The 25,067-nt window shown below is 61.3% G+C and carries 24 protein-coding genes; 9 read left to right on the top strand and 15 right to left on the bottom strand.

The annotated features are described in order from the left end of the window. Positions 1-21: 21 nt before the first annotated feature. Both D4A92_RS02960 and D4A92_RS02955 read right to left on the bottom strand, forming a co-directional pair. Entirely contained in the window at positions 22-1,530 is a 1,509-nt protein-coding gene (locus D4A92_RS02960) for an alpha-N-arabinofuranosidase (RefSeq protein WP_203018008.1), read from the bottom strand. A gap of 113 nt (positions 1,531-1,643) precedes the next feature. Beyond that, positions 1,644-2,564, bottom strand: a complete 921-nt coding sequence (locus D4A92_RS02955) for an ArsR/SmtB family transcription factor (RefSeq protein ID WP_203018007.1) — start codon at positions 2,562-2,564, stop codon at positions 1,644-1,646. Positions 2,565-2,810: 246 nt separating this feature from the next. Here D4A92_RS02955 and D4A92_RS02950 point away from each other — a divergent pair, with 246 nt between their 5' ends. The 3 genes from D4A92_RS02950 to D4A92_RS02940 are packed head-to-tail and all read left to right on the top strand — an operon-like array spanning position 2,811 to position 5,636. Further along, complete coding sequence (locus tag D4A92_RS02950; protein WP_203018006.1) at positions 2,811-3,872, top strand: aromatic ring-hydroxylating dioxygenase subunit alpha; 1,062 nt, start codon at positions 2,811-2,813, stop codon at positions 3,870-3,872. A 4-nt stretch (positions 3,873-3,876) separates the two neighbouring features. After that, positions 3,877-4,620: a GntR family transcriptional regulator gene (locus tag D4A92_RS02945; RefSeq protein WP_203018005.1), complete on the top strand. Its 744-nt coding sequence runs from the start codon at positions 3,877-3,879 to the stop codon at positions 4,618-4,620. 32 nt (positions 4,621-4,652) lie between these two features. After that, complete coding sequence (locus D4A92_RS02940; protein WP_203018004.1) at positions 4,653-5,636, top strand: PDR/VanB family oxidoreductase; 984 nt, start codon at positions 4,653-4,655, stop codon at positions 5,634-5,636. 13 nt (positions 5,637-5,649) lie between these two features. On the opposite strand, the gene D4A92_RS02935 is transcribed toward D4A92_RS02940, so the two are convergent. Further along, positions 5,650-6,666 (bottom strand): LacI family DNA-binding transcriptional regulator, encoded by a 1,017-nt coding sequence (locus tag D4A92_RS02935; protein ID WP_203018003.1) that lies wholly within the window; start codon positions 6,664-6,666, stop codon positions 5,650-5,652. 133 nt (positions 6,667-6,799) lie between these two features. Between D4A92_RS02935 and D4A92_RS02930 the strand changes: the two genes are divergently transcribed. From D4A92_RS02930 to D4A92_RS02905, 6 genes are all read left to right on the top strand, one after another. Continuing rightward, the gene (locus tag D4A92_RS02930; RefSeq protein ID WP_203018002.1) at positions 6,800-7,843 is read left to right on the top strand and encodes a Gfo/Idh/MocA family protein; all 1,044 of its coding nucleotides are present in this window, start codon (positions 6,800-6,802) and stop codon (positions 7,841-7,843) included. Between the two features lie 4 nt (positions 7,844-7,847). Further along, entirely contained in the window at positions 7,848-8,750 is a 903-nt protein-coding gene (locus D4A92_RS02925; RefSeq protein ID WP_203018000.1) for a sugar phosphate isomerase/epimerase family protein, read from the top strand. Between the two features lie 63 nt (positions 8,751-8,813). Further along, a complete protein-coding gene (locus tag D4A92_RS02920) occupies positions 8,814-10,046 on the top strand; it encodes an ABC transporter substrate-binding protein (protein ID WP_203017998.1) in 1,233 nt (410 codons plus the stop codon). Positions 10,047-10,166: 120 nt separating this feature from the next. Continuing rightward, complete coding sequence (locus D4A92_RS02915) at positions 10,167-11,069, top strand: carbohydrate ABC transporter permease (RefSeq protein WP_203017997.1); 903 nt, start codon at positions 10,167-10,169, stop codon at positions 11,067-11,069. Then, positions 11,066-11,893, top strand: a complete 828-nt coding sequence (locus D4A92_RS02910; protein ID WP_203017996.1) for a carbohydrate ABC transporter permease — start codon at positions 11,066-11,068, stop codon at positions 11,891-11,893. The genes D4A92_RS02915 and D4A92_RS02910 overlap by 4 nt, the downstream gene beginning before the upstream one ends. Further along, positions 11,890-12,969 (top strand): ABC transporter ATP-binding protein, encoded by a 1,080-nt coding sequence (locus D4A92_RS02905; protein ID WP_203017995.1) that lies wholly within the window; start codon positions 11,890-11,892, stop codon positions 12,967-12,969. Before D4A92_RS02910 ends, D4A92_RS02905 begins: the two co-directional genes overlap by 4 nt. A 14-nt stretch (positions 12,970-12,983) precedes the next feature. On the opposite strand, the gene glnT is transcribed toward D4A92_RS02905, so the two are convergent. The 12 genes from glnT to D4A92_RS02845 form a co-directional block, all read right to left on the bottom strand. Beyond that, complete coding sequence (gene glnT / locus D4A92_RS02900) at positions 12,984-14,291, bottom strand: type III glutamate--ammonia ligase (protein WP_203017994.1); 1,308 nt, start codon at positions 14,289-14,291, stop codon at positions 12,984-12,986. A gap of 85 nt (positions 14,292-14,376) precedes the next feature. Further along, positions 14,377-15,705: an FMN-binding glutamate synthase family protein gene (locus tag D4A92_RS02895; RefSeq protein ID WP_203017993.1), complete on the bottom strand. Its 1,329-nt coding sequence runs from the start codon at positions 15,703-15,705 to the stop codon at positions 14,377-14,379. Positions 15,706-15,720: 15 nt separating this feature from the next. Beyond that, entirely contained in the window at positions 15,721-16,407 is a 687-nt protein-coding gene (locus D4A92_RS02890; protein ID WP_203017992.1) for a GXGXG domain-containing protein, read from the bottom strand. Between the two features lie 29 nt (positions 16,408-16,436). Further along, complete coding sequence (locus tag D4A92_RS02885; protein WP_203017991.1) at positions 16,437-17,342, bottom strand: class II glutamine amidotransferase; 906 nt, start codon at positions 17,340-17,342, stop codon at positions 16,437-16,439. Between the two features lie 89 nt (positions 17,343-17,431). Beyond that, on the bottom strand, positions 17,432-18,091 hold the full coding sequence (locus tag D4A92_RS02880) for a helix-turn-helix domain-containing protein (protein WP_203017989.1): 660 nt from the start codon (positions 18,089-18,091) through the stop codon (positions 17,432-17,434). Positions 18,092-18,176: 85 nt separating this feature from the next. After that, complete coding sequence (locus D4A92_RS02875) at positions 18,177-19,223, bottom strand: YeiH family protein (protein ID WP_203017987.1); 1,047 nt, start codon at positions 19,221-19,223, stop codon at positions 18,177-18,179. A gap of 97 nt (positions 19,224-19,320) precedes the next feature. Continuing rightward, a complete protein-coding gene (gene dctP, locus D4A92_RS02870) occupies positions 19,321-20,376 on the bottom strand; it encodes a TRAP transporter substrate-binding protein DctP (protein WP_203017985.1) in 1,056 nt (351 codons plus the stop codon). Between the two features lie 23 nt (positions 20,377-20,399). Beyond that, positions 20,400-21,689: a TRAP transporter large permease gene (locus D4A92_RS02865; protein WP_203017983.1), complete on the bottom strand. Its 1,290-nt coding sequence runs from the start codon at positions 21,687-21,689 to the stop codon at positions 20,400-20,402. After that, positions 21,689-22,279: a TRAP transporter small permease gene (locus D4A92_RS02860; RefSeq protein WP_203017982.1), complete on the bottom strand. Its 591-nt coding sequence runs from the start codon at positions 22,277-22,279 to the stop codon at positions 21,689-21,691. The genes D4A92_RS02865 and D4A92_RS02860 overlap by 1 nt, the downstream gene beginning before the upstream one ends. 193 nt (positions 22,280-22,472) lie before the next feature. Beyond that, positions 22,473-22,991, bottom strand: coding sequence for a flavin reductase family protein (locus D4A92_RS02855; RefSeq protein ID WP_203017981.1), 519 nt, complete (start codon positions 22,989-22,991; stop codon positions 22,473-22,475). Further along, positions 22,991-23,884: an aldo/keto reductase gene (locus D4A92_RS02850; protein ID WP_203017980.1), complete on the bottom strand. Its 894-nt coding sequence runs from the start codon at positions 23,882-23,884 to the stop codon at positions 22,991-22,993. Before D4A92_RS02850 ends, D4A92_RS02855 begins: the two co-directional genes overlap by 1 nt. Continuing rightward, the gene (locus D4A92_RS02845; protein WP_203017979.1) at positions 23,884-25,041 is read right to left on the bottom strand and encodes an LLM class flavin-dependent oxidoreductase; all 1,158 of its coding nucleotides are present in this window, start codon (positions 25,039-25,041) and stop codon (positions 23,884-23,886) included. The genes D4A92_RS02850 and D4A92_RS02845 overlap by 1 nt, the downstream gene beginning before the upstream one ends. Positions 25,042-25,067 lie beyond the last annotated feature (26 nt).

Genomic DNA, 25,067 nt, shown 5'->3' with positions numbered 1-25,067 from the left:
CTCCTCCCCGTCGTCGATTGGTTACTGGCCCAGCCGGATCATCCGGTAGCTGAGCGGCGCGATCTCTCCCGTGAGGCGTCCGCTTTTAATGGTGACCCCGCTGCCGTCCACAGGCGCAACGGGTTGCTGCTCCGGACCGTTCACCGCCTTCAGCGCGTGGCCTGCGATCACCTTGTCCATGATCACCTTCCGGTCGCCGAAGCCTTCGAGCGCGACATCGAGAGCGATGGCGTCGGTCTCGTGGCGGTTGACGATGAAGAGGGTCAGCGCGCCGTCGGTGTCGCTTTCGACAGCCGAGACGTCGAGATAGGGAACGGCCTCGGCAAAGTCGGTTGCGTATGTCGGGCAGTCGATCGACAGCTGGTAGGAGGTGCCGCGGCCGTAGCGCGAGGCAAACAGGTAGGGGTAGTAGGTCGTCTGGCGCCAGGCAGGGCCACCGGGCACGGTCATGATCGGGGCGATGACGTTGACCAGCTGCGCGAGGCAGCCGACCTTCACCACGTCTGCGCGGCGAATGAAGGTGTTGAGGATGCAGCCGACCTGCAGCACGTCCTCGAAATTGTAGATGTCTTCCAAGAGTTCCGGTGCATGCGGCCAGCCATCACGGCCCTCAAGAACCTTCCGGTCAGCCTCGTTGGAATGATACCAAACGTTCCACTCGTCGAAGCTGATATAGACATCCTTCTTCGAGCGCTTCTTGGCCTTGGTCACCTTGATCACGGAAGCGATGGTCTCGATGTAGTCGTCGAGGCGGGCGTTCTGCGCCAGATAGGCGGCGGTGTCGCCGGCATGGTTCTCGAAATACATGTGCAGGCTGATGTAGTCGACGCTGTCATAGGTGTAGTCGAGGACAGTCGCTTCCCAGGCCGGATAGGTCGGCATCTTCGGGGAAGAGGAGCCGCAGACGACGAGCTCGATCGACTTGTCGAAAGCGCGCATGGCCTTGGCGGTCTCGAAGGCGACCCGACCATATTCCTCGGCGGTCTTCTGACCGATCTGCCAGGGACCATCCATCTCGTTGCCGAGGCACCACAGCTTGACGTTCCATGGCTCTTCGCGACCGTTCTTGCGGCGCAGATCCGACCAGTAGCTGCCGCCGGGGTGGTTCACATATTCGAGGAAGGCGCGGGCTTCATCCAGCCCGCGAGATCCGAGATTGACGGCAAGCATCATCTCGGTATTGGCGGCCTTGGCCCAGTCGGCAAATTCGTGAATGCCAACCTGGTTGGATTCCGAGGTGTGCCAGGCGAGGTCGAGGCGAACAGGGCGTTCTTCCTTCGGTCCGATGCCGTCTTCCCAGTTGTAGGCCGAGACGAAGTTGCCGCCGGGATAGCGTACGACGGGCACATCCAGCTCACGCACCAGATCGATCACGTCCTGACGCATACCGTTTTCGTCGGCGGTCGGATGATCGGGCTCATAGATGCCGGTGTAGACCGCGCGACCGAGATGCTCAACGAAGGAGCCATACAGGCGTGGATCGATCGTGCTGATCTTGTAATCGCGGTGAACGGTGCCGACAGCCCGCATGTGCATTTCCTCCAAATATATCCGTTTTTCGGATATCTATCATAATTGAGGATATGATACACGGGATCGACCGGAGGTCAATCCGGCAAAATCGACGGGAAAATCAATTGTGATCAGGTCTTGATGCGCAGGACGATGTCCTGGTCGTAATTGCCGAACCCGCGGCCGAAGATATTGATTCCGCCGGGATGTTCAGCCGTTTCTGGCACTTCGATACGAACGCGGATCGAGCGGTGGTCGAGCAATTCGAGGTCGCCGAGTGTCGTCTCGGAGACCCGCATGCCATCGATGAAGGTGCCGTTGTCCGTCACCCGGAAGCTTTTCAAAACGCCATATTGGCTGCCGCGCAGCTTCCACCAATCCGGCGTGAACTTGCCCCGCCGATCGCCGAAATCGCCGGGCGAGGTCCAGATCGCGACCGCCTTGCCATTGATCGAGATGGTGATGTCGGACGGCCAGTTTTCGGAGGTGCCAGGCACTTCCGAGGAGAGCTCCATGAGCAGCTCGAGTTCCCGGATGGGTGCGCCCTTGATCCTGGCGTTGTTGGGAAACTGATAGTCGACATAGCCCCTTGTGAACCAGAGCAGCCCGGCTTTCATCCGGTCCGGAGAGAGGAAGGTATCGGGGCTATCAAGATAACCAATGATCGCGTCTGGACCGCACATGCCGCAGGGGGCGTAGATGTCGTAACCGCTGTAGAGGCCGACCGGCATGGAGACCTCGATTGCCTCGTCTGTAGCTTCATTCGGGCGCGTGAACGTCAGGACGATCTCGTCGTGAACGGCATGGCAGATCTTCTGGCTGCCCTTGCGTGCCTTCTGAACCTCGGTGCGGATGAGGCCCGCGTCTTCCATCTGGTTAAGATGTGTGGATGTGGTCGATTGCGGCAGTTCCAGCACTTCGGCAATCTCGTTGACGTTGAGGGGGCCTCTGGCGTGAAGCAGTTCCAGGATCGCCAACCGTGCCGGCGCGGCGAGACTCTTAAGGACATCCTTGCCGTCTTCCGGCGTGATCATGAGAAAGCGGCTGCTCAAATTTGGTCTCCCTGCATTTCTCAATGCGTATCAGAAATTCTGATGAAAACAAGTATGAGAAGAGTGCGGGAGGTGGCCGAGGCGGGGATATTCCTAGGTCTGCAGCAAGGTCATCCGCTTGAGATTGATGTATACATCCCGCGCCATTTGGGCGGGAGTCGTGGCGATTTAAGTGCGGTTCGCTCGCTGTTATTGACATCCTGTATACAGTATGGCTCTCTAATGCTCGATAGAGGAGGAGCTGTCATGTCCAAACCCACGTTTCCGCTGAATGCCTGGTATGCTGCGGCCTATGACGTCGAATTGAAGCGTCAGCTTTTGCCGCGGACGATCTGCAACAAGCCGGTTGTCCTGTACCGCAAGGAAAATGGCACGCCTGTCGCGCTCGCCGATGCCTGTTGGCACAGGCTTGTGCCGCTGTCGCTCGGACGGTTGGAAGGCGACAATGTCATCTGTGGCTATCATGGTCTCGAATTCGACGAGACGGGGCGCTGTGTATACATGCCGTCTCAAGACACGATCAATCCGTCGGCCTGCGTGAAGTCCTATCCGATCGCCGAGAAGCATCGCTTCATCTGGATCTGGCCGGGCGATCCGGCGCTGGCCGATCCCGCACTCATCCCCGACATGCACTGGAACCAGGATCCCGACTGGGCCGCCGATGGCAAGCTCATCGAGGTGAAGTGCGATTATCGTCTGGTCGTCGACAATCTGATGGATCTCACCCACGAGACCTTCGTGCACGGCTCCTCGATCGGCAATCGCGCCGTCGCCGAGGCGCCGTTTGAAGCGAGCCATTCGGATCGTTTCGCTTACATAACTCGCTGGATGGAAGACATCGACCCGCCGCCCTTCTGGCGCAAGCAGTTTGGTCGTCCGGGCAAGGTCGATCGCTGGCAGATCATCCGCTTCGAAGCACCTTGCACTGTCACCATCGACGTCGGCGTGGCCGAAGCGGGTACGGGTGCCAAGCAGGGCGATCGTTCCAAGGGTGTTAACGGCTATGTTCTGAACACGATCACGCCGTCAACGGACAAGACCTGTCTCTACTTCTGGGCCTTTGCGCGCAATTACGACCTCGGCAATCAGGCGCGCACACATGAGCTGCGCGAGGGCGTCGCCGGTGTCTTCCGTGAGGACGAAGAGGTGCTCGAAGCCCAGCAGCGGGCGATCGATGCCAATCCCGATCACCAGTTCTACAACCTCAACATCGATGCCGGATCGATGTGGGCGCGCAAGCTGATCGACCGGATGATCGATGCCGAGACGAAGCCGCAGGCCGGGCCTCATGCGGTCGCTGCGGAGTGATCGGATGACGGCTGATAACGAACGCGCGCCGAAGCAGCAGACAGCCAAGGCGCTGCTCGGTCTGCGTGACCTCATCCTGACGGGTGAGATCGAGCCGGGCGAGCGGCTGTCGGAAGTCGCTCTCGCCGAGCGTCTTTCGGTATCGCGCACACCGCTTCGGGCCGCCTTGCAGCGGCTCGAACAAGAGGGCCTGGTCGCGCTCATCCCGTCCGGCGGTTACGCCGTGCGTTCGTTCAGCCGGCAGGAGGTGATCGATGCCATCGAGTTGCGGGGTGTGCTGGAAGGCACCGCCGCGCGGCTTGCTGCCGAACGCGGTGCGACACCGGCCCGGATGAAGGCCATTCGCGACGTGGTCGCGCAACTCGATGAGGTGCTGCTGGTCGATGCGTCTGCTATGGATTTCGAGCGCTACGAGGCTCTGAACGGCAAGTTCCATCGCCTGCTCTGGGATCTCGCGGGGAGCGAGGTTCTGCGTCGCGAGATCGAGCGAATGACGAGCCTGCCCTTTGCCAGCCCGAATGCCTTCGTCAACACGGAGTCCGAGGCGCCGGCCTTTTACAGGACGCTCGTCGTCGCACAGGCGCAGCACAAGGCAATCGTATCGGCCATCGAATTGCGGGAGGGCGCGCGCGCCGAGGCGCTGGCGCGGGAGCATGCCCGGCTTGCCCGTCAAAACCTCGACTTCGTGCTGGAGGAGCAGCCCGATCTGCGCCGCAAGGTTCTGGCGCTTGCCCTGATGGCGGGCTGAGCGGTCGACAATAGATTATCTGGGAGGATTTCATGCGTTCCAAGCTGGAGTGGCGTGCAGCGCGCGTCGTATCGATCGAAACCCCGGCAGAGGATGTCCGGGCCGTGACATTCGCGGTCGAGGGGTTGCGGCAGTCGTTTGATCCGGGCTCGCATACCAATATCAAGGTTGTCATCCGGGGCGAGCCGGCGATCCGGACCTACACGGTGCTGCCGAGTGCGTCGGGCACGCTGAAAATCGCGGTCAAGCTGCATCCCAATAGCCGAGGTGGCTCAGCCTTCGTCTGGAACATGGATGTTGGCGACGAGACGGAGATGACCGAGCCGGAGAACCGTTTCGAACTCTCCTGGCGGGCATCTCGCTATCTCCTGATCGCCGGCGGTATCGGGATCACGCCGATCTACGGCATGGCGAAGGCGCTGGTCGCGCGCGGTCATTCCGTGCGGCTCATCTATGGGGCGAAAAGCCGGGCGCAGATGGCTTTTGTCGATGAGTTGCAGGCTTTGCTGGGGGATGGTCTCGAGGTCTTCGTGCAGGATGAGGGTGCGGCCTTCGATCTCACTGCCGAATTTGCCGCGCTTCCTGTCGATGGCGAGGCCTATATCTGCGGTCCGCATGGGCTTCTGGAAGCGGCACGCAATACCTGGCGCGAGAGCGGCCGGTCGATGAGTCGGTTGCGCTTCGAGGTTTTCGGCGACAGCGGGCGTTTTGCGGAGCAGCCTTTCTCGGTCACCGTTCCGCAATACGGCCGAACCGTCGAGGTGCGTGCGGACCAGACCATGCTCGATGCGCTGATGGAGGCGGGCATCGACATGGTCTATGACTGTCGCCGCGGTGAATGTGGATTGTGTGCGGTCAGCATCGTCGACGCATCCACGCCGATCGATCATCGTGACGTGTTCTTTTCCCCGGAAGAGCGGCACGAGGGTGAGAAGATGTGCGCCTGTGTCTCGCGTGCCGTCGGAGGAAGCGTGACGATCGACACCGGTTATCGGCAGGAGGCATTGCGGGCCTGAGCCCGCAGTTGCATCAGTCGCTCTCACCCTCGATCAGGATCATCGGCCACAGGCGCCTGCGAGCGGCATCCGGATAGTGCTGCGCGAAGTCCGGCATCGTCGCGAGAAGGCTTTCGGCGAGCGCGATGCCGAGCGCCCGCAAGTCGGGGCGAAAGCAGGTGAGAACCGGGTTCAAGAACTGCGCCTGCGGGCTGTATTGCCCGATCACGGCAATATCCTTGCCGGGCTTCAATCCTACCTCCTGCAGGCCGCGATAGAAGCCTACCACGGTCGCCTCGTTGAGGAGGATGATCGCTGTGGGACGGTCGCGTGATTTCATCACCTGCTGGGCGACGTGATAGCCGCCCGGTTCATTCGGGCCGGAGCGATAGACATTGGCCGGGTCGAGTTCGAGCCCGTGGCGGGCGAGCACGACGCGGCAGTGGTTCTCGAAGACGTGGCCGAGGTTGATGTCGCCATGGGGGCGACTGATGGCAATTCGCGTGTGGCCGCGCGCCACCAGACGTTCGATCGCGTCTTCCGCCATGCCCTCGAAATCCAGATCGTACCAGGGCTGGCCGACATCGGTCTGGCTTCGGCCAAGCGTGATGAAGGGGATCTTCGTCTTGTGCAGGAGTTCGAAGCGCGGATCCTGATAGCGTGTGGCCGACAGGATGATGCCGTCGGCGAAGCCGCGTGCGACGATGCGCTTCAGGTAAGCGTCCGGATCTTCTTCCGATGAGCAGAGCAGGGCGACGAGGTCGAGCTTGTGGCGGGCAAGCACCGTCTGCATGCCGTCGAAGACGCGCATGAAGAAGGTATCTCCCTGGCCGGTAATGTCGTGGCCGGTCTGCATCATGAAGCCGATGATGCCGGTGGCACCCTTGCGCAGCGATCGGCCGGCCTGGTTCGCCACGTAACCCAGCTTCTCGGCGGCTTCCAGCACGCGCCGGCGCGTCTCTTCATTGACGTCGGGCTTGCCGTTCAGCGCACGCGACACTGTCCCGATCGAGATGTCGAGATGTTCGGCCAGTTCGCGAATGCCTGTCATTTCCCCTCCCCAAACGATGGCCCGTAATCGTTTACGAAAGACTATTGACACATGCGAAGTCTCGTTCATAGTGTCGTAAACGTTTACGGGGTGTGCGGAAGAGGAGTTCCGCTCATCCTTTGGGAGGATATCAGTGACATCAAGAGCCGTTTTGTGCGGGTGCGGAGCTATGGCCAAAGGCTGGCTTCGAGCACTTCAGTCTGCTTCCGATCTGAGCCGAGAAGTCGAGATCGTCGGGCTCGTCGACCTTGACCTGACGACGGCGAAGGCGCTCGCGGCTGAATTCGCGCTGGACGACGTTATCATCGGTACGGACCTCGCGTCGGTCATCGAAGCGACGCGGGCGAATATGGTGTTCGATGTCGTGGTGCCATCCGCGCGCTTCGCCGTCGTCTCCACAGCGCTCAATCTCGGCTGCCATGTGCTGTCGGAAAAGCCGCTCGCCACGTCCATGGATGAGGCCAAGGCGCTGCTTGCGCTCGCTGCCGAGACTGGCCGAGTGCATGCCGTGGTGCAAAACCGCCGTTTCATTTCCGGTGTCCGCCGCCTGCGCCGCGCCGTCGAGGACGGCTTGATCGGGGAGCTCTCCGGTATCCATTGCGACTTCTTCCTGGGTCCGCATTTCGGCGGCTTTCGAGAAGAAATGGACAATGTCTTGCTCCTCGACATGGCGATCCACACGTTCGATGCCGCCCGCTTCGTCTCCGGCAAGCAGCCGCTTTCGGTCTATTGCGTGGAGAGCAATCCGTCCGGCTCCTGGTATGCCCATGGCGCGTCGGCGAACGCGATTTTCAAGCTCTCAGGCGATGCTGTCTTCACCTATCGCGGCTCCTGGTGCGCCGAGGGGAGGCGCACCAGCTGGGAGAGCGCTTGGAGGCTGGTCGGCTCCAAGGGCATGATCACATGGGACGGCGAGGAAAGCTTTGAGGCCACGGTCGCCGGGAACGAGCCGGGGCTGTTGCGCGGCCAGCAGGTGGTCCCGGTGCCGTCGGCGCCCAATGAGGACGAGACCCACGGACATCAGAGCGTACTCGCCGAATTTATCGACGCGGTGAAGTCCGGGCGGAAGCCCGAGACGGTGAGCGACGACAACATCAAGAGCCTTTCCATGGTTCTTGGCGCGATCGAAAGCGCCCGAACCGGACTTCCCGTTAGCATTTCAGTCGAAGGACATTAAGCCCGTGAGCAATCCCGCAAATTCCATCCGTATCGGAACCATGGTCAGCGCCAGCGGCGGCAAGGCGGCCGAGAGGATCGGCCAGATCGCCGACATGGGCTTCGAAAGCTTCGAGCCTTTCTTCTGGCAGACCACCAACGGCCAGGATCTCGCGGATCTCGGCAAGCGCTGCGTCGAGGCGATCGGTGACCGCGACATCACCATCTCGACGCTCGGCATGTTCGGCAATCCGCTGGAAGAGACCGACATGGACCTTCAGACCCTGCAGGGCTGGAAGGACTGCATCGACAATGCCCATCATTTCGGCGCGACCTGCGTTGCGGGGTTCACGGGGCGCGTTCGTAATAAGCCACTTACTGACAGCTTGCCGCGGTATCGCGAGATCTGGAGCGAACTTGCCAAGCGGGCAGCCGACAAGGGCGTGAAGATTGCCTTTGAAAACTGCGCCATGGATGGCAACTGGCAGACCGGCGACTGGAACATCGCGCACAATCCGGATGCCTGGGAGCTGATCTTCAACGAGACACCGGACGAGCATATCGGGCTCGAATGGGAGCCCTGCCACCAGATGGTCTATCTCATCGACCCGATCCCGCAGATTCGCAAATGGGCGCACAAGTTCTTCCACGTGCATGGCAAGGACGCGACCATCCGCTGGGACGTGATCCGCGAGCATGGCGTCTTCGGCAAACATCCCTTCGTCTTCATGCGCACGCCGGGCTTCGGCGACACCAACTGGACCGATGTGATCTCGGAGCTTCGGCTCGCCGGTTGGTCCGGCTCGATCGATATCGAGGGCTGGCACGACCCGGTCTATCGCGATGCGCTGGAAATGACCGGCCAGGTGCATGGCCTGAATTACTTGAAGAATTGCCGGGGCGGGGACTTCGTCATCGATCCGGTGTGAGCTTTCGGAAATATGGGTCTTGTGGAGGACAAGACCCATGCAGAAACCCAAGAGGAGGAAACCATGGGTATTCGCAAGCATATCGTCTTCGGCGCCTGGGCGCTGGCCAGTGTCTCCCTGTTCGGGCTTCCCGCCCAGGCAGAGGATGTGAAGATCACCGTCTGGTCGCTCGACCGAGACATCCAGCCGGCACCCAACCTGATCAAGGACTTCAACGCGCTCGGTAACGGCATCACCGTCGAATACCGCCAGATCCAGTTCGACGACGTCGTCAGCGAGGCGATGCGCGCCTATTCGACCGGGCAGGCGCCCGATATCATCGCGATCGACAATCCCGAGCATGCGCTTTTTGCGTCCCGCGGTGCGTTCCTCGATCTCACGGACAGGATCGCGGCCTCCGAGGTCGTGAAGCCCGAGAACTACTATCCCGGTCCGCTGAAGTCGGTCATGTGGGACGAGAAGTATTTCGGTATCCCTAAGGCGACCAACACGATCGCGCTCTACTACAACAAGGACATGTTCCGGGAAAAAGGTCTCGACCCGGACAAGCCGCCGCAGACCTGGGCGGAAATGGTGGAGGCCGCGCGCACGCTCACCGATCCCTCCAAGAATGTCTATGGTCTGACTTTCTCCGCCAAGGCCAATGAGGAGGGGACCTTCCAATTCCTGCCCTGGGCTCAGATGGGCGGTGGCGGTTACGACAAGATCAATGCCGAAGGTGCGGTGAAGGCGCTCGAAACCTGGAAAACCATCATCGACGAGAGGCTCGCTTCTCCCGACACGCTCACGCGCAGCCAGTGGGATTCGACCGGCACCTTCAATTCCGGCAATGCCGGGATGGCAATCTCCGGTCCCTGGGAACTCGACCGGATGCTGAAAGAAGCCAAGTTCGACTGGGGCGTAGCACTTCTGCCGGTGCCGGAAGAGGGTGCTCAGCGCTCGTCGGCTATGGGCGACTTCAACTGGGCGATCTTCTCCAACACGGAACATCCCGACGAAGCCTTCAAGGTGCTCGAATACTTCGTCTCGCAGGACGACCGCATGTTCAAGGACTTCGGACAGCTGCCGCCGCGGTCCGACATCACCATCCCGCCGACTGGCGAGGCGCTCAAGGATGCTGGCCTGAAGGTCTTCATCGAGCAGCTGCAATATGCCCAGCCGCGCGGACCGCATCCTGAGTGGCCGAAGATCTCGAAGGCGGTGCAGGATGCCATCCAGGCAGCCCTGACGGGCCAGATGACGCCTAAGGAAGCGCTCGACCAGGCGGCCGAGAAAATCAGCGCCGTGCTCGGCTGATCACTTGGCAGGCGCCGCGACTGCTGCGCCTGCCCTTCAGACCCTCCCGGAAGGCCGTCCCTCGTTTTCGATCGGGGGGCGGCCAGACCGGACGAGCATTAAGGCAGTGCGGAGACATCCATGCGCAAGATCCTGACCAGTCTGACGGACGGACGAGGCTTTGATATCGGCCTTGTCACATTGCCGCTCGGCTTCCTATTCCTGCTGTCCGGCCTGCCGCTCATCTACAATGTGCTGATGAGCTTCCAGGAAGTCGACATGTTCTCGCTGGGTAGTTTCATGCGGCCGTTCGTCGGCTTCAAGAATTACCAGACGCTGTTTTCGCAACCCGAAACATGGCCGATCCTCGGCAACACCGCTCTATTCGTCGTCGCGTCGATTGTCGGCCAGTTCGTCATCGGTTTCTCGCTGGCTCTGTTTTTCTGGGTCAACTTTCCGGGGGCATCCTGGCTCCGCGGTCTCTTCCTCGTTTCCTGGGTGATGCCGGGTCTCGTCGTCGGCGCGATCTGGAACTGGATCCTGTCCGGTGACTTCGGAGTGCTCAATTACATGCTGCGGGAGACCGGCATCATATCCAGCAACATTTTCTGGCGCTCGGATCCCAATTTCTCGCTCTGGGCCGTCATCATCGCCAATATCTGGCTCGGCACCTCCTTCAACATGATCCTTCTGTCGGTTGGTCTGTCCGGCATCCCCAAGGATCTCTACGAGGCAGCGGAGCTGGATGGTGCCAATGTCTGGCAGCGCTTCTGGACGATCACGCTGCCGATGATGCGCTCGACCATCGGGGCGATCATTTCGCTGGGGCTGATCTTCACGCTGCAGCAGTTCGACCTCTTTGCCGCCATCACCTCGGGCGGACCCAACAATTCGTCCAACGTCACGCAATACTGGGCCTGGGACCTGTCTTTCCGGCAATACGACTTCGCGCAGGGGGCGACGATCTCCGTCATCATGATCGTCTTCGTGATGTTCGCGTCTGTCGTCTATGTGCGGTCAACACGACACGAGGTGCGCGGATGAGCGAGACCACTCGAAACCGGCTGATGCTGGCGATTGCGCTCGTGCTCGCCGCCATCTACCTCTTCCCGCTCTACTGGATGTATATCACCACGCTGAAAAGCGGCTCGGCGATGTTTGCCACGCCGCCCAGTTTCTGGCCGTCCGATCCGCAATGGTCGACCTATGCCTATGTCTGGGAGAGCCGCAATCTCGCCCGCTACATGTGGAATTCGCTCGTCATTGCCGTTGGCGCCGTAGCGCTGATCACGGTGCTCGGCACGGGATGTGCCTATGTGCTCGCCCGCTATCGCAACCGCTGGATCGATGTCGGGCTCTTCCTGATCCTCATGCTGCAGGTCCTGCCAGCCTCACTGATGATCACGCCGATCTTCGTCGGTTTCTCGCAGCTCGGAATGCTCGACTATCCCAGACTGTCGGTCATCATCGCGATTGCCGCCAAGAGCATGCCGTTCTTCGTGGTACTCGTCAGGGCCACATTCATGAGCGTGCCGATGGAGCTGGAGGAAGCAGCGCTCGTCGACGGCAATTCGCGGATCGGGGCCTTTTTCAACATCGTGCTGCCGCTTGCCCGCAACGGCATACTGGTCGCAGCCATCCTGATCTTCATGCAGGCCTTCGGCGAATTCGTCTATTCGAAGTCGATGATCCAGAACGCTGACCTGCAGCCCGCGAGCGTGGGGCTCAATTCCTTCATGGGGCCGAACACCAACGAGTGGAACAACATCATGGCTTTTGCCGCGATCTATGTGACGCCGATCCTGGCGGCCTTCGTCCTTCTGCAGCGCCGGATCGTCTCCGGGCTCACGTCTGGAGCTCTCAAATGACCCATCAGATCGAACTGTCCGGCGTCAACAAATACTACGGTGCCTATCACGCGCTGCGCGACATCGACCTCAAGATCAAGAAGGGCGCCTTCGTGGCGCTGGTCGGACCGTCCGGCTGTGGCAAGTCCACGCTTCTGCGGTCACTGGCCGGGCTCGAAAGCATCTCGGCGGGTGATCTGATCATTGCCGGCGAGAAGATGAACGGGGTGCCGCCGCGCAAGCGTGACCTTGCCATGGTCTTCCAGTCCTATGCGCTCTATCCGCATATGACGGTTGAGCAGAACCTCACCTATTCGCTGCGCATTCGCGGGGTGAAGAAAGCGGAAGCCAAGAAGGCTGCGGAAGAAGTGGCGGCAACGACTGGCTTGTCCAATCTGCTGCATCGCTATCCGCGCGAACTCTCCGGCGGTCAGCGTCAGCGCGTAGCGATGAGCCGGGCGATCATCCGGCATCCCAAGGCCTTCCTGTTCGACGAACCGCTGTCCAATCTCGACGCAGCACTTCGCGTCCACATGCGCAAGGAGATCCGCTCTCTGCATGACCGGCTCGGCGCGACCTCCGTTTATGTCACCCATGACCAGATCGAGGCGATGACCATGGCCGATCATGTCGTCGTCATGCGGCAAGGCGTGATCGAGCAGCAGGGCGCGCCGCTCGAGCTCTACGACCGCCCGGTCAACAAGTTCGTCGCAGGCTTCATCGGTTCGCCGGCCATGAATTTCATTCCGGCAACGGTGGGGACTGATGGCAAGTCGTTGGTGCTCGATCTCGGCAGCCGCCAGGTCATCGCCCTCGATCGACCTGTTCCTGCGGCCTCCAATCTGACCGTCGGGCTGCGGCCCGAGCATCTGCGGCTCGTGCCGGATGAAGAAGCAAAAATCCGCCTGCCGGTCGGTGTCGTCGAGAGCACGGGGTCGATGACCTACATCACCTCGGCCAGCCAGCCGGAGATCAACGTGGTCGTTTCCGAGCGGCAGTCGCTGAGACATGGAGAGATGGTATCGCTCGGCTTCGATCCGGCGCATCTGCATCTCTTCGATGCAGACAGCGAACAGCGGATCGAGATCGCGAGCTGACCAAACGGAAGGCGTCAGATGTCCAGTGTCATCTGGCGTTCCCAGGCCGTGAAGTGCCCACAAAAGCTGTTCCACTCATCGTGCTTGAGCTTGATGTAGGCGTCTGAGAAATCCGATCCGAGAGCGGCTTTCAGGACTTCATCCTGTTCGAAGGCGCGCAGCGCGTCGAGGAGGTTCAGCGGCAGCCGGGGCGCATCCTTCACTGTGTGGCCGTCGCGGTACATGTCGATGTCGTGATGCGGGCCGGGATCGGCATTGCTCTTCAGGCCGCTCAAGCCTGCCGCGATGATGATCGCCTGCAACAGGTAGGGGTTCACGGCGCCATCGGGAAGGCGGAGTTCGAAGCGGCCGGGGCCGGGCACGCGGACCATATGGGTGCGGTTGTTGCCGGTCCAGGTGACCGTGTTCGGTGCCCAGGTGGCGCCGGAGACAGTGCGTGGGGCGTTGATGCGCTTGTAGGAATTGACCGTCGGGTTGGTGATCGCGGCGAGTGCCGAGGCGTGCTTCATGATGCCGCCGAGGAAGGTCTTGCCCTTCGTCGAGAGGCCGAAGGGCATGTCCTTGTCGGCAAAAGCGTTGACCTTGCCATCGATATCCCAGACCGAGATATGCGCATGGCAGCCGTTGCCGGTGAGCCCCTTGAAGGGTTTCGGCATGAAGGTGGCGCGCAGTCCGTGTTTTTCGGCGACTGACTTCACCATGAACTTGAAGAAGGAATGTTTGTCGGCGGTAACAAGGGCATCGTCGAATTCCCAGTTCATCTCGAACTGGCCGTTCGCGTCCTCATGGTCGTTCTGGTAGGGCTTCCAGCCGAGTGCCAGCATGTGGTCGCAGATCTCGGCGATCACGTCGTAGCGGCGCATCAGCGCCTGCTGGTCGTAGCAGGGCTTTTCCGCTGTGTCGTACTGGTCAGAGATCGCCTCGCCGTCAGCCGAGATAAGGAAGAATTCCGCTTCGACGCCGGTCTTGACGTGCAGGCCATGCTCCGCGGCCTCTGCCACCAGTTTCTTCAGAACGACACGGGGGGCCTGGGCGACAGGCTGGTCGTCCATCATGCAGTCGGCGGCCACCCAGGCGACCTCAGGCTTCCACGGGAGTTGGATGACCGAGGAGGCGTCAGGGATGGCGAAGAGGTCGGGATGGGCGGGCGTCAGGTCGAGCCAGGTGGCAAAGCCGGCAAAGCCCGCGCCGTCCTTCTGCATCTCGGCGATCGCCTGAGACGGGACCAGCTTGGCACGCTGGGCGCCGAAGAGGTCCGTGTAGCTGATCATGAAATATTTGATGCCTCGCTCCTTCGCGAAGCCTGCCAGATCCTGTGTCACGTCGTTCCCCTGTTTTTATGGATTGAGACACATGTGTTGAAAAAGAATGGCCGCATCCGTGGGATCAGATGCGGCCATTTTAACGTTAGAAACCTCCCTTGCCGGGATACCAGCTGGTGCCGGCAAGAGGCACCTGCGCCATGGCGGCGGCCTCCATCGTTAGTGCGCAGAGATCTTCCGGCTCCAGGTTGGTGAGCTTGTTCTTGCCGCAGGCGCGGGCAATGGTCTGCGCCTCCAGCGTCATGACCTTGAGATAGTTGGCGAGCCTGCGACCGGCGGCGACCGGGTCGAGGCGGGCGGCAAGCTCGGGATCCTGCGTGGTGATGCCGGCGGGGTCCTTGCCCTCGTGCCAGTCGTCATAGGCCCCGGCTGTGGTGCCAAGCTTCTGGTATTCCTCTTCCCATTTCGGATCATTATCGCCGATGGCAACGAGGGCTGCCGTGCCGATCGAGACGACGTCGGCGCCGAGCGCCAGAGCTTTGGCCACATCGGCTCCCGAGCGGATGCCGCCCGAGATCACCAGCTGCACCTTGCGATGCATGCCGAGGTCCTGCAGGGCCTGGACGGCGGGACGGATGCAGGCGAGCGTCGGCATGCCCACATTCTCGATGAACACGTCCTGGGTGGCCGCCGTTCCACCCTGCATGCCGTCGAGCACGACGACATCGGCGCCGGCCTTCACGGCAAGAGCGGTGTCATAATAGGGACGGGCGCCGCCGACTTTCACGTAGATCGGCTTTTCCCAGTCAGTAATTTCGCGCAGTTCGAGGATCTTGATCTCGAGATCATCGGGGCCGGTCCAGTCGGGGTGGCGGCAGGCGGAGCGCTGGTCGATGCCCATCGGCAGGTTGCGCATCTGGGCGACGCGGTCGGAGATCTTCTGGCCGAGCAGCATGCCGCCGCCGCCGGGCTTTGCGCCCTGACCGACCACGATCTCGATCGCATCGGCGCGGCGCAGATCCCTGGGGTTCATGCCGTAACGAGAGGGGAGGTACTGATAGACCAGCTTTTCCGAATGGCCGCGTTCCTCATCGGTCATGCCGCCGTCGCCCGTCGTGGTCGAGGTGCCTGCCAGCGTCGCGCCGCGCCCGAGCGCTTCCTTGGCATTGCCCGAGAGGGCGCCGAAGCTCATGCCGGCGATGGTGATCGGGATCTTCAGCTCGATCGGCTTCTTGGCAAAACGCGTGCCGAGGACCACCGAAGTGTCGCATTTCTCGCGATAGCCTTCGAGTGGATAGCGGGAGATCGAGGCGCCGAGGAAGAGCAGGTCGTCGAAATGCGGCACCTTGCGCTTCGTGCCGCCGCCTCTGATATCGTAGATGCCGGTGGCTGCTGCTCGACGGATTTCAGCGAGCGTATGGTCATCGAAGGTGGCAGACTTGCGCGGCGGGGTAAACGGGTTGTGGTAGCTCATCAGCTTTTCCTCGCCTCAATACGCATCGGCATTGTCGATGTTGAAATTGTAGAGCTTGCGGGCCGAGCCGTAGCGCTTGAACTCCTCGGGCTTGGCATGCGTCACGCCGGCCTTGGCCAGCAGTTCGGCCAGCTTTTCGAGGTGTTCCGGGCGCATCTCCTTTTCGATGCAATCGGCGCCGAGGCTCTTCACCGAGCCGCGCACGAAGAGCTTCGCTTCGTAAATGCTGTCGCCCAAAGCTTCGCCCGCGTCGCCGCAGACGACGAGGTGGCCGGACTGGCCCATAAAGGCCGACATGTGGCCGATCGAGCCGTGCACGACGATGTCGATGCCCTTCATCGAGATGCCGCAGCGGGAGGCGGCATTGCCCTTGATGACGAGCAGGCCGCCTCGACCGGTGGCGCCGGCATATTGCGATGCGTCGCCCTCGATCACCACCGTGCCGGACATCATGTTTTCGGCCACACCGGGACCGGCAGAACCATGGATGGTGACTGTGCCGCCATCATTCATGCCAGCGCAGTAATAGCCGACCGATCCCTTCACCTCGACGGTGACGGGTGCATCGATGCCGACGGCGACCGCGTGGTGACCGCGTGGATTGACCACTTCGAAGAGGGCGTCGTTCGAGCCGGCGCCGAGTGTGTGCAGCGCGCTGTTGAGCTCACGAAGCGGGGTGTGGGAGAGGTCGAAGACGGGCATTCGGCAAGCTTTCTCGAAAGGGAGAGGTTTCAGGCGGCCTTTTCGTGGTCCCAGAAGTAGACGGTCGCCGGCTCCGGCTCCCAGACCCGGGCGGTCTCGATACCGGGCAGGTTGACCAGCGCGCGGTATTCGGAGCCGAAGGCGACATACTGGTCTGTCTCGGCCATGACGGCGGGCTTGCAGGCGATCGGGTCGCGCACCACGCCGAAGCCGGTCTTGGTCCCGACGACGAAGGTGAAGAATCCGTCGAGATCGTCGAGCGCGCCGGTCAGCGCTTGCCCCAGATCCTTGCCCTTGGCCATTTCCGCCGTGAGATAGGCGGCGGCGACTTCCGAGTCGTTCTGGGTCTCGAAGGCCATGCCTTCGCGGATGAGTTCACGGCGCAGGTTGTTGTGGTTTGACAGCGAGCCATTGTGCACGAGGCACTGGTCGGCACCTGTCGAAAAGGGGTGAGCGCCGAGCGTGGTGACTGCGCTCTCGGTCGCCATGCGGGTATGGCCGATACCGTGGGTGCCGCCCATGGCGCGGACGCCGAAGCGCTGGACGACGTCCTTGGGAAGACCGACTTCCTTGAAGATTTCGACGCTTTCCCCGGAGCCCATGATGCGGACATTGGGGCGGATTTCGGCAAGGGCTGCCCGGATCTCGGGCAGCTTGCTCGCAGCGATCGAGATGACCGCATGGGTACTCTTCAATTCGATTTCGGAGTCTATGCCTGCTTTGGCCAGATCTTCCGCGAGACCTGTAAAATCACTTTCCGGGTCGGCCGACTGGATGGTGACCTTGGCGGTCTTGCCGTCGACGCCGCCATAGATGGCGATGCCGGCCGAGTCCGGTCCTCGGTCGGTCATGGTGATCAGCATGTCGGAGAGAAGATCGCCGAGCCGGGGCTCCAGCGCCTTGTCCTTGAGAAACAGACCGACAATTCCGCACATGGCCACGCCCTCCAATGTCTCTGGAGAAAGGGCTAGCAGCGGCATCCAAGAAAATCAATCAAAAGGAATAAAGTTTTCTTGGTGGGCAACTATCGACGTTGGGGATAGGAGATGATCGAGATGTATCGTGCGGGCAGGCTTACGAGTTCTTCAGGGCCATGTGGTGCATCGGCGTCAAAGAAGAGACTATCGCCAGCTTGCATCCGGTAGAGGCTGTCCCCATGGCGATAGACTACTTCGCCCTCCAGCATGTAGAGAAATTCCATGCCCTCATGCTGGAATGTCGGGAATATGTCGGACTCGGCGTTCAGTGTGATCAGATAGGGCTCGACGACGACGCCGGAGGTGTTGTTTTCGATGTGGCCTAGCAGGCTGTAGTGATGGCCGGCCCGGGTTCCACGGCGCTCCAAGTTCACGCCTTCGCCTGCCTTGACGAAGCTCGCCGACTTCGGCTCCTCGAAGCCCTTGAAGAAGGCTGTGATCGGCATGCCCAGCGCCTTCGACAGCGCCTGAAGCGTGGTCAGCGAAGGCGAGATATTGCCGTTCTCGATCTTCGAGAGCATGCCGACCGACATGCCGGTGGCCGCGGCGAGATCGGCGACCGTTATGCCCAGTTTCTTGCGATAGGTGCGGACCTCATGGCCAATCGCCATTTCGAGATTGTTGGCGCGGGGCTCGCGCACGGCATGGGGATCCTGCGACAGCGCCGGCTTCGGAGTGCTCGTCGCTTTCTTGGTTGTCTTGGCCATGGATCCTCCTCATGTTTCGCCGGCATGCCGGCTCATGATCCTCTAGCGGATTTTCAGCGCCTGCCCAATGGTGCCGGTCGTTCCGTCACAGTCCAACAAAAACGAGGACTGCGAGTACGATCAGTGCAAGGAAGGCGGTATCGGCGACCAGAACGCCAATCGCGCGTCCGCCGATCTTGAAGACTTCCGGCAGCGAGGTCTTTACGCCGACGGCAGCAATGGCGACGAGGAGGGCCCAGCGCGAGACAATGCCTGCCCAATCGGCCACCACGGTGGGGATAGTCACAAGCGAATTCAGTGCCGCCAGCAACAGGAAGGCGACCACGAAGCTCGGCAGCAGCGGCGGGCGCTTCACATCGCCGGAAATCGTGCTTCTAAAGGCGAGTGCTGCCACGAGGACTACCGGCGCCAGCATGGTCACGCGGATGAGCTTGACGAAGACGGCGGTTTCGCCTGCGGGCACGGAGACCGAGAAACCTGCGCCTGCGACCTGAGCGACATCATGGATTGTCGCGCCGAGGAAGATGCCGGTCTGGTGATCGTCCAACCCTGCGAGACTTGCGAGGATCGGGTAGAAGATCATGGCGAGCGTGGACAGCATGGTCACACCGATGACGGTGAAGACCATCTGCTGGTCGGCTTCCTTGCTGCGGTTTCCAAGGGTGGCGGAGATCGCAAGGGCTGCCGAGGCGCCGCAGATGGCGACCGCGCCGCCGGTGAGTACGCCGAACTGGGTACCCTGGCCAGTAAGGCGCGAGGCGAGGATGCCGAAGAGGATGGTGAGCAGGACTGCACCGACGATCATGGCGATCACGGCCGCACCCAGCTCGGCAAACATGGCGACACTGACTCTCAGGCCGAGCAGCGCGATGCCAAGCCGCAGCACCGTGCGTGAAGCGAAGTCCAAGCCGGCAGCCGTCTTCGGGTCTTCTGCAAGGAAGTGCAAGGCCAGCCCGATCAGGATCGCCAGCAGCATGGCCGGTGCGCCGTAATGTTCAGACAGGAAGGCGGATGCGAGAGCGATCAACACGGTCACGGAGAGGCCAGGGAAAAGCTTCTGCCATCGCTCGCTCAAAGTCGCAGAGTGGCGGTCTCGTTCCGGATCGGGCGAGGCGGTCGACGGTTCTGGCATGGATCACCTCTGGTAGAGCGCCCTGTGCATGGTGGCATCGGATGATGCGGAGGGCGAAATGAAGGGATGCGCGGCATACCGCGCATCCCTAATGTCGTCAGTTCAGATCCGCTGCGCGCTCGGCGTCAACCTTTGTCTGGGCGTCGGCGACCGCTGCCGTGAACTGGTCGAACACTTCGGCGCCGCCGGTGACATTGGCCTTGAACCAGTCGAAGACGGGCGAGACGGCCGCCTTGAAGGCTTCCTTCTCCTCGGCCGTCGGCACGTAGATCTCACCGCCGGCCTTAGCGAAGTCCTGATAGGCTGCGATTTCCTTGCGCTTCGGCGAGGCGAAGGTCGCCTGCTGGAGGGCGGCAAAGCCATCGACGACGACCTGTTTCTGCTCCGGTGTCAGGCCGGTGAAGCGGTCATTCGACATCCACCAGAAGGCGCCCATGTAGCTGTGGCCATCGAGCGTCAGGTATTTGAGGCCGGCATCCGGAAACTTCATCGACATGATGTCGGTGATGCCGTTGGCGGTACCTTCCACGACGCCCGTCTGCAGCGAAGTGAAAAGTTCCGGCCACGGGATCGGGGTCGGGGCTGCTCCCACGGCGGTCGCTACCTGCTGCGGCAGATCGGCCGGTACGGTGCGCATCTTCAGACCTTTCAGATCATCGGGCGACTTCACCGTCTGCTTGGTGTTGGCGTAGTTGCGCCAGCCGCCGGTGTTGCCGATGGTCATCAGGCGGATCTTGTTGTCGCTGTCTGCCAAGGCCTTCTCGCGCAGCTTGCGCGTGAAGTCGCCGGTCAGCACGGTCTCTGCCACGCGGTCGTCGCTCATCAGGTAGGGCAGGTCGAGGACCTGGATGTACGGGAAGAGACCGGCGGCGCCGCCTGAGGTCGAAATGTAAATGTCGATCGAGCCGTCGGCAACGCCTTGCAGGCATTCCTCGCCGGTGGCGCAGAGCTGGGTGCCGATGAAGAGCTCGACCGCGATCGCGCCGTTCGAGGCGTTTTCGACATAGTTCTTGAAGACGACAAGACCATCATAGTCCTCATCGTTTTCGTTGGAGTTGGCTGTGGCGCGCAGCGTGATGTCTGCTGCCTGCGCAACACCGGTGATGGTGAGCGCGCTAGCCAAAGCCAAGGTTTTCAACATGGACTTGAGCATTCTGGTTCCTCCCTTTTCTCAAGTTAGTCGACGAAGCCCGCAAGGCGCGGGAGCGTGAGCGTCAAAGCGGGGAAATAGGTGATCAGAAAGATCACGACGATTTCCGCCGCCAAGAACGGCAGTGTGGCCTTGGCGATCGTCTCGACCTTGAGGCCGGAGACGGACGACGAGACGAAGAGTACCAGGCCCATCGGTGGGGTCAGAAGGCCAACCGTCAGGTTGACCGCCATGATGATGGCGAAGTGGACGGAATCCACACCCATCTGGGTGAAGATCGGGCCAAGGATCGGGCCGAGAATGATGATTGCCGGCCCTGCATCGAGGAACATGCCGACCACGAAGAGCAGCAGGTTGATCAGCAGCAGCAGGACCAGCGGATTTTCGCTGAGGCTCAGGATAATCGACGCCAGGAGTTCGGGCGTATGCGACAGGCTGGCGACCGTCTTGAAGGCCATGGCCGCGCCTACGAGCAGCAGGACGACTGCGGAGGTCATGGCGGCGCGCATCAGAATTCTCGGCATGTCGCCGACTTTCAGACTGCGCAGCACGAAGAGGCCGATAAAGATTGCGTAGCCGACAGCAATGGCGGAGGCTTCCGTTGGCGTGAAGATGCCGCCGAGAATGCCACCCATGATGATGACTGGGGTCATTAGCGGCCAGAAGGCATTGAGGCTTGCACGCCCACGTTCGGACCAGGTTGCGCGGGTGGTTGCCGCCGGCAGGTTCTCGCGATCGGCAAGCAGGTAGACGATCGCCATGAGGCTCAGACCGATCAGGACGCCCGGAACGATGCCAGCCAGGAAAAGCGCAGCCACGCTTTCGCCCATGACATAGGCATAAATGATCATGATGCCTGATGGTGGGATGATCGGGCCGATGATCGAGGATGCGGCCGTAACGGCGGTCGCAAATTTACGGCTGTAGCCCTGCTTTTCCATTGCCGGGATCAGCATCGAGCCAAGGGCGGAGACGTCCGCCACGGCCGAGCCTGAGAGGCCGGCAAACAGCATCGAGGACAGAATGTTGACGTGCGCGAGGCCTCCGCGCAGATGGCCGATCACCGCCTGGGCGAACTCTACGAGGCGCATGGTGATGCCGGCCCGGTTCATCAGTTCCCCGGCCAGCATGAAGAAGGGGATCGCCATCAGCGGGAAGCTGTCCATCCCGTTATAGACATTGCGATAGAGGAGCACGATGTCGCGCTCCTGGCCGTTCAGCCAGAGGAGAATGGCGGGTGCTGCGATCAGGCCGAACACGATCGGGAAGCCGAGCAGCAGAAGGATCATGAAAAGGGGGAGGAAGAGGCTCAGCATCACTCGGCTCCCAGTCCTGCGAGCGAGGCGACCGGCTCGAGTTTTTGCTGATGTCCCGTCAGTTCGATCAGGTTGCGCAGGATCAGTTCGATGCTGACCACGAACATCATGGTCACACCCGTCGCAAGCGATGCCATCATCCAGCCACGCGGCACCTTCATCCAGGTGCTGAGGTCAAGAGACGTCGGCACCGCAATTGCCGGCATGGCAAACCGTCCGCCGAGCCCTGTCACTTCTGCCCAGCCGATGCGCATGGCGACGTAAAGAAGGACTGCAGTCAGGACGAGGAAAAGCAGGTTGATGATGCCGCCGATCAGGCGCGGAAAGATGTCGAGGATCATCGTGATGGCGACAAAGCCGCCCTGGCGGAATGCCGTCGGCACCATCAAGCCCGTCATCCATAGCATTAGGAAACGGGACCCTTCCTCACTCCACGGCAGCGCATTGCCGAGAACATAGCGAAAGAAGACCTGAACGAGGATGAACACGAGCATGATGCCGAGCGCGCCGGCCCCAAGCCACAATCCGACCGTCAGCACCGCGGCATTCAGCCGGCCGAGCAGATTGGTCAGGTTCGAAAGTGCCGTCATGTCTCCACCCGTTTCTTGTCATCGGTCAATTCGGCGCAAATATCGAAGACTTGTTCCCGCCGCGCAAACACGGCTGTTCCAGTTTCCGTACGAGGAGAGGTAAATTTCTCCTCGCATACCTGTTGCTGATCGTCTTTGACCGTTCGCCGCGGCATGTCCAAAGTGCCGCCGACGACCTCCTCCCAAACTCAACTCAGACGGCGAAGCGTCCGAACCGTCCCCCTGAGAAGCACAGCGGTTCTCCCTGCCGATGTGCAACCCTTAACACCTTGCCGATGATGATCGTGTGATCACCGGCGTCGTGCTGCGCCTGCTCGGTGCATTCGAAACGTGCCAGCGTGCCGGGCAAAACCGGAACGCCTTCGTCGTTGAACCTGACCTCGATCCCGTCGAAGCCGCTGCCGCCGCGGGTGAAGGCGGCGCTCAGGTGATCCTGATCCGCGCCGAGCACGTGGATCGCGAAATGCCGGGCGCCCGTGAAGGCGACATATCGCGATGAACTCTTGGCGGGCGACCAGAGCACCAGAGGCGGATCGAGCGAAACGGATGCGAAGCTATTCACCGTCATGCCGATCGGACCGTCCGGTGTCATCGCCGTCACCACGGTGACACCCGTCGTGAAACTGCCCAGCGCATTGCGGAAATCCCGATGATTGTCCGCGCCAGGCACGAAGACGGCCTCCAACGCATGAATGTCATTGGCAGCCATCATCAGGCGACCTCCCGTCCGATCGCAAGCGTGTAAAGCTCGAACCATGTCTGGCGATCCATCTCCACCTTCGTCGCGTCTGCAATCTTCGCAATACGTTCGAGTGAGTTGGTGCCCATGACCGGCAGGATGGCAGCGGGATGCCGCAGCAGCCAGGCGACGGCGACAGCCGTTTCGTCGACGCCGTGTTCTGCGCCGATGCGCTTCAGGTCAGCCAGAAGTTCCGGCTTCGATCCGTCCATGAGACGACCGCCGCCGAGCGGCGACCAGGCCATCGGCGACACCATGCGCTCCTGCAGATAAGCGAGGTCGCCGTTGACGAAGGTATCGGTCGCCAGGAGGCTCATCTCGATCTGGTTGGTGACGAGATTGTTCTCCATCGACGACTGAAGCAGCGAAAAGTCCCAGGGCCGGAAGTTGGAAACGCCGACGGCGCGGACCTTGCCGGAGGTGACCAGCGCATCGAGAGCAGGGCCTGTTTCGTCAGGATCGATCAGCGGATCGGGGCGGTGGATCAGCAGCAGGTCGACATGATCGGTGCCCATGTCGGTCAGCGAGGCTTCGACCGAGGCGGTGATGTGAGCGGCCGACGTGTCATAATGTTTGACGCGGGCTGCCGAATGTCGACCGGCCGGGGCGACAATGTCACATTTGGTGACGATTTCGAGCTTGTCGCGCAGGCCGGGGGAGGCCTTCAGAGCATTGCCGAGCACGGCTTCCGCCGTATAACCGCCATAGATGTCGGCCTGGTCCATGGTGGTGATGCCCTGGGAAAGGCAGGCCTCGATCTTGGCCTGGACATGTTTGGGCGAGGTGTCGGCATCGTCGCCGATGCGCCACATGCCGTAAACGAGGCGGCTGAAGGTGAGGTCAGGGGTAAGATTGACGCGCTGCATTAGCGGCGAACTCCATTTCCGAGAGGGGTGGCGGGCGTTTCCGCGGGAACGCGGCCATAGGCATGCGGGAGCGAGACGGTTTTCAATTCCGGCAGCACCTTGGTGCCGAAATGAACCGCCTCGTCGATATGCGGATAACCGGACAGGATGAAGGCGCGGATGCCCATCTTTCTGTAGGCTTCCAGTTCCGAAAGAATCTGGTCCGTCGAGCCGACAAGGGCCGCACCACAGCCGGAGCGGGCGCGACCGATGCCGGTCCACATATGCGGCTCGATATAGCCGAACTGGTCGGCGAGTTCGCGGGCACGGGCCTGATGGGCGACACCCAGTGAGATCGAGTCATGGGCGCGATCGCGGATGAGCTTGCCGTATTCGTCATCGAGCTTCGAGACGATGTATTCGGCGTATTCGCGGGCTTCCTTCTCGGTGTCGCGCACGATCATGTGGACGCGGAGACCGTAATCGAGGGTCCGGGCATGGGCTTCGGCGCGCGCATGCACGGCCTTCATCCGCTCGGCGAGCTGGTCCTTTTTTTCGGGCCACATCAGATAGACGTCGCATTGCGCGCCGCAGAGCTCCAGCGCGTCCGGGGAGTAACCGCCGAAATAAAGAAGGGGGCCGCCGTTCTGCTGATAGGGGCGAGCGGGTTCGGTGGACACACCCTTGAACTGGTAGACCTCGCCCTCGTGATCGATCGTGTCGCGGGTCCAAGCCTGGCGGAGGATCTCGACCACCTCATGGCTGCGCTTGTAGCGGAAGGCACTGTCTGCAACTTCACCCGGAAAATCCGAGCTGATGACGTTGAGTGTCAGGCGACCTTTGAGCATGTGGTCGAGGGTGGCGACGGTCCGCGCCAGCATGATCGGCTGCATCTCGCCGCAGCGGATGGCGGCGAGCATGTTGATGTCAGACGTGATCGGCGCACAGCCGGCAACAAAGCTCAGCGTGTCCTGACCGACCTGATAAGAAGACGGGCAGAGAATGTTGCGGAAGCCGAGCTGCTCGGCCTTCTGCACGATGTCCGAGCAGTGCTCGAAGCTCGACCGCAGCGCTCCATCCGGCACGCCAAGAAACTGATAATCGTCAGAGCAAAGGGCTGCGAACCACGACACTTCCGCGCCATCGATATCGGCCGATGTGACAGGTACGACAGTCATTGAGGTCTCCTCCAAGGCTCCAACTT

It is taken from the genome of Rhizobium rosettiformans, assembly GCF_016806065.1.
GTDB lineage: Bacteria > Pseudomonadota > Alphaproteobacteria > Rhizobiales > Rhizobiaceae > Allorhizobium.
The sequence above is the reverse complement of the archived record's forward strand: the minus strand, read 5'-3'. Positions and strand labels throughout refer to the sequence as shown.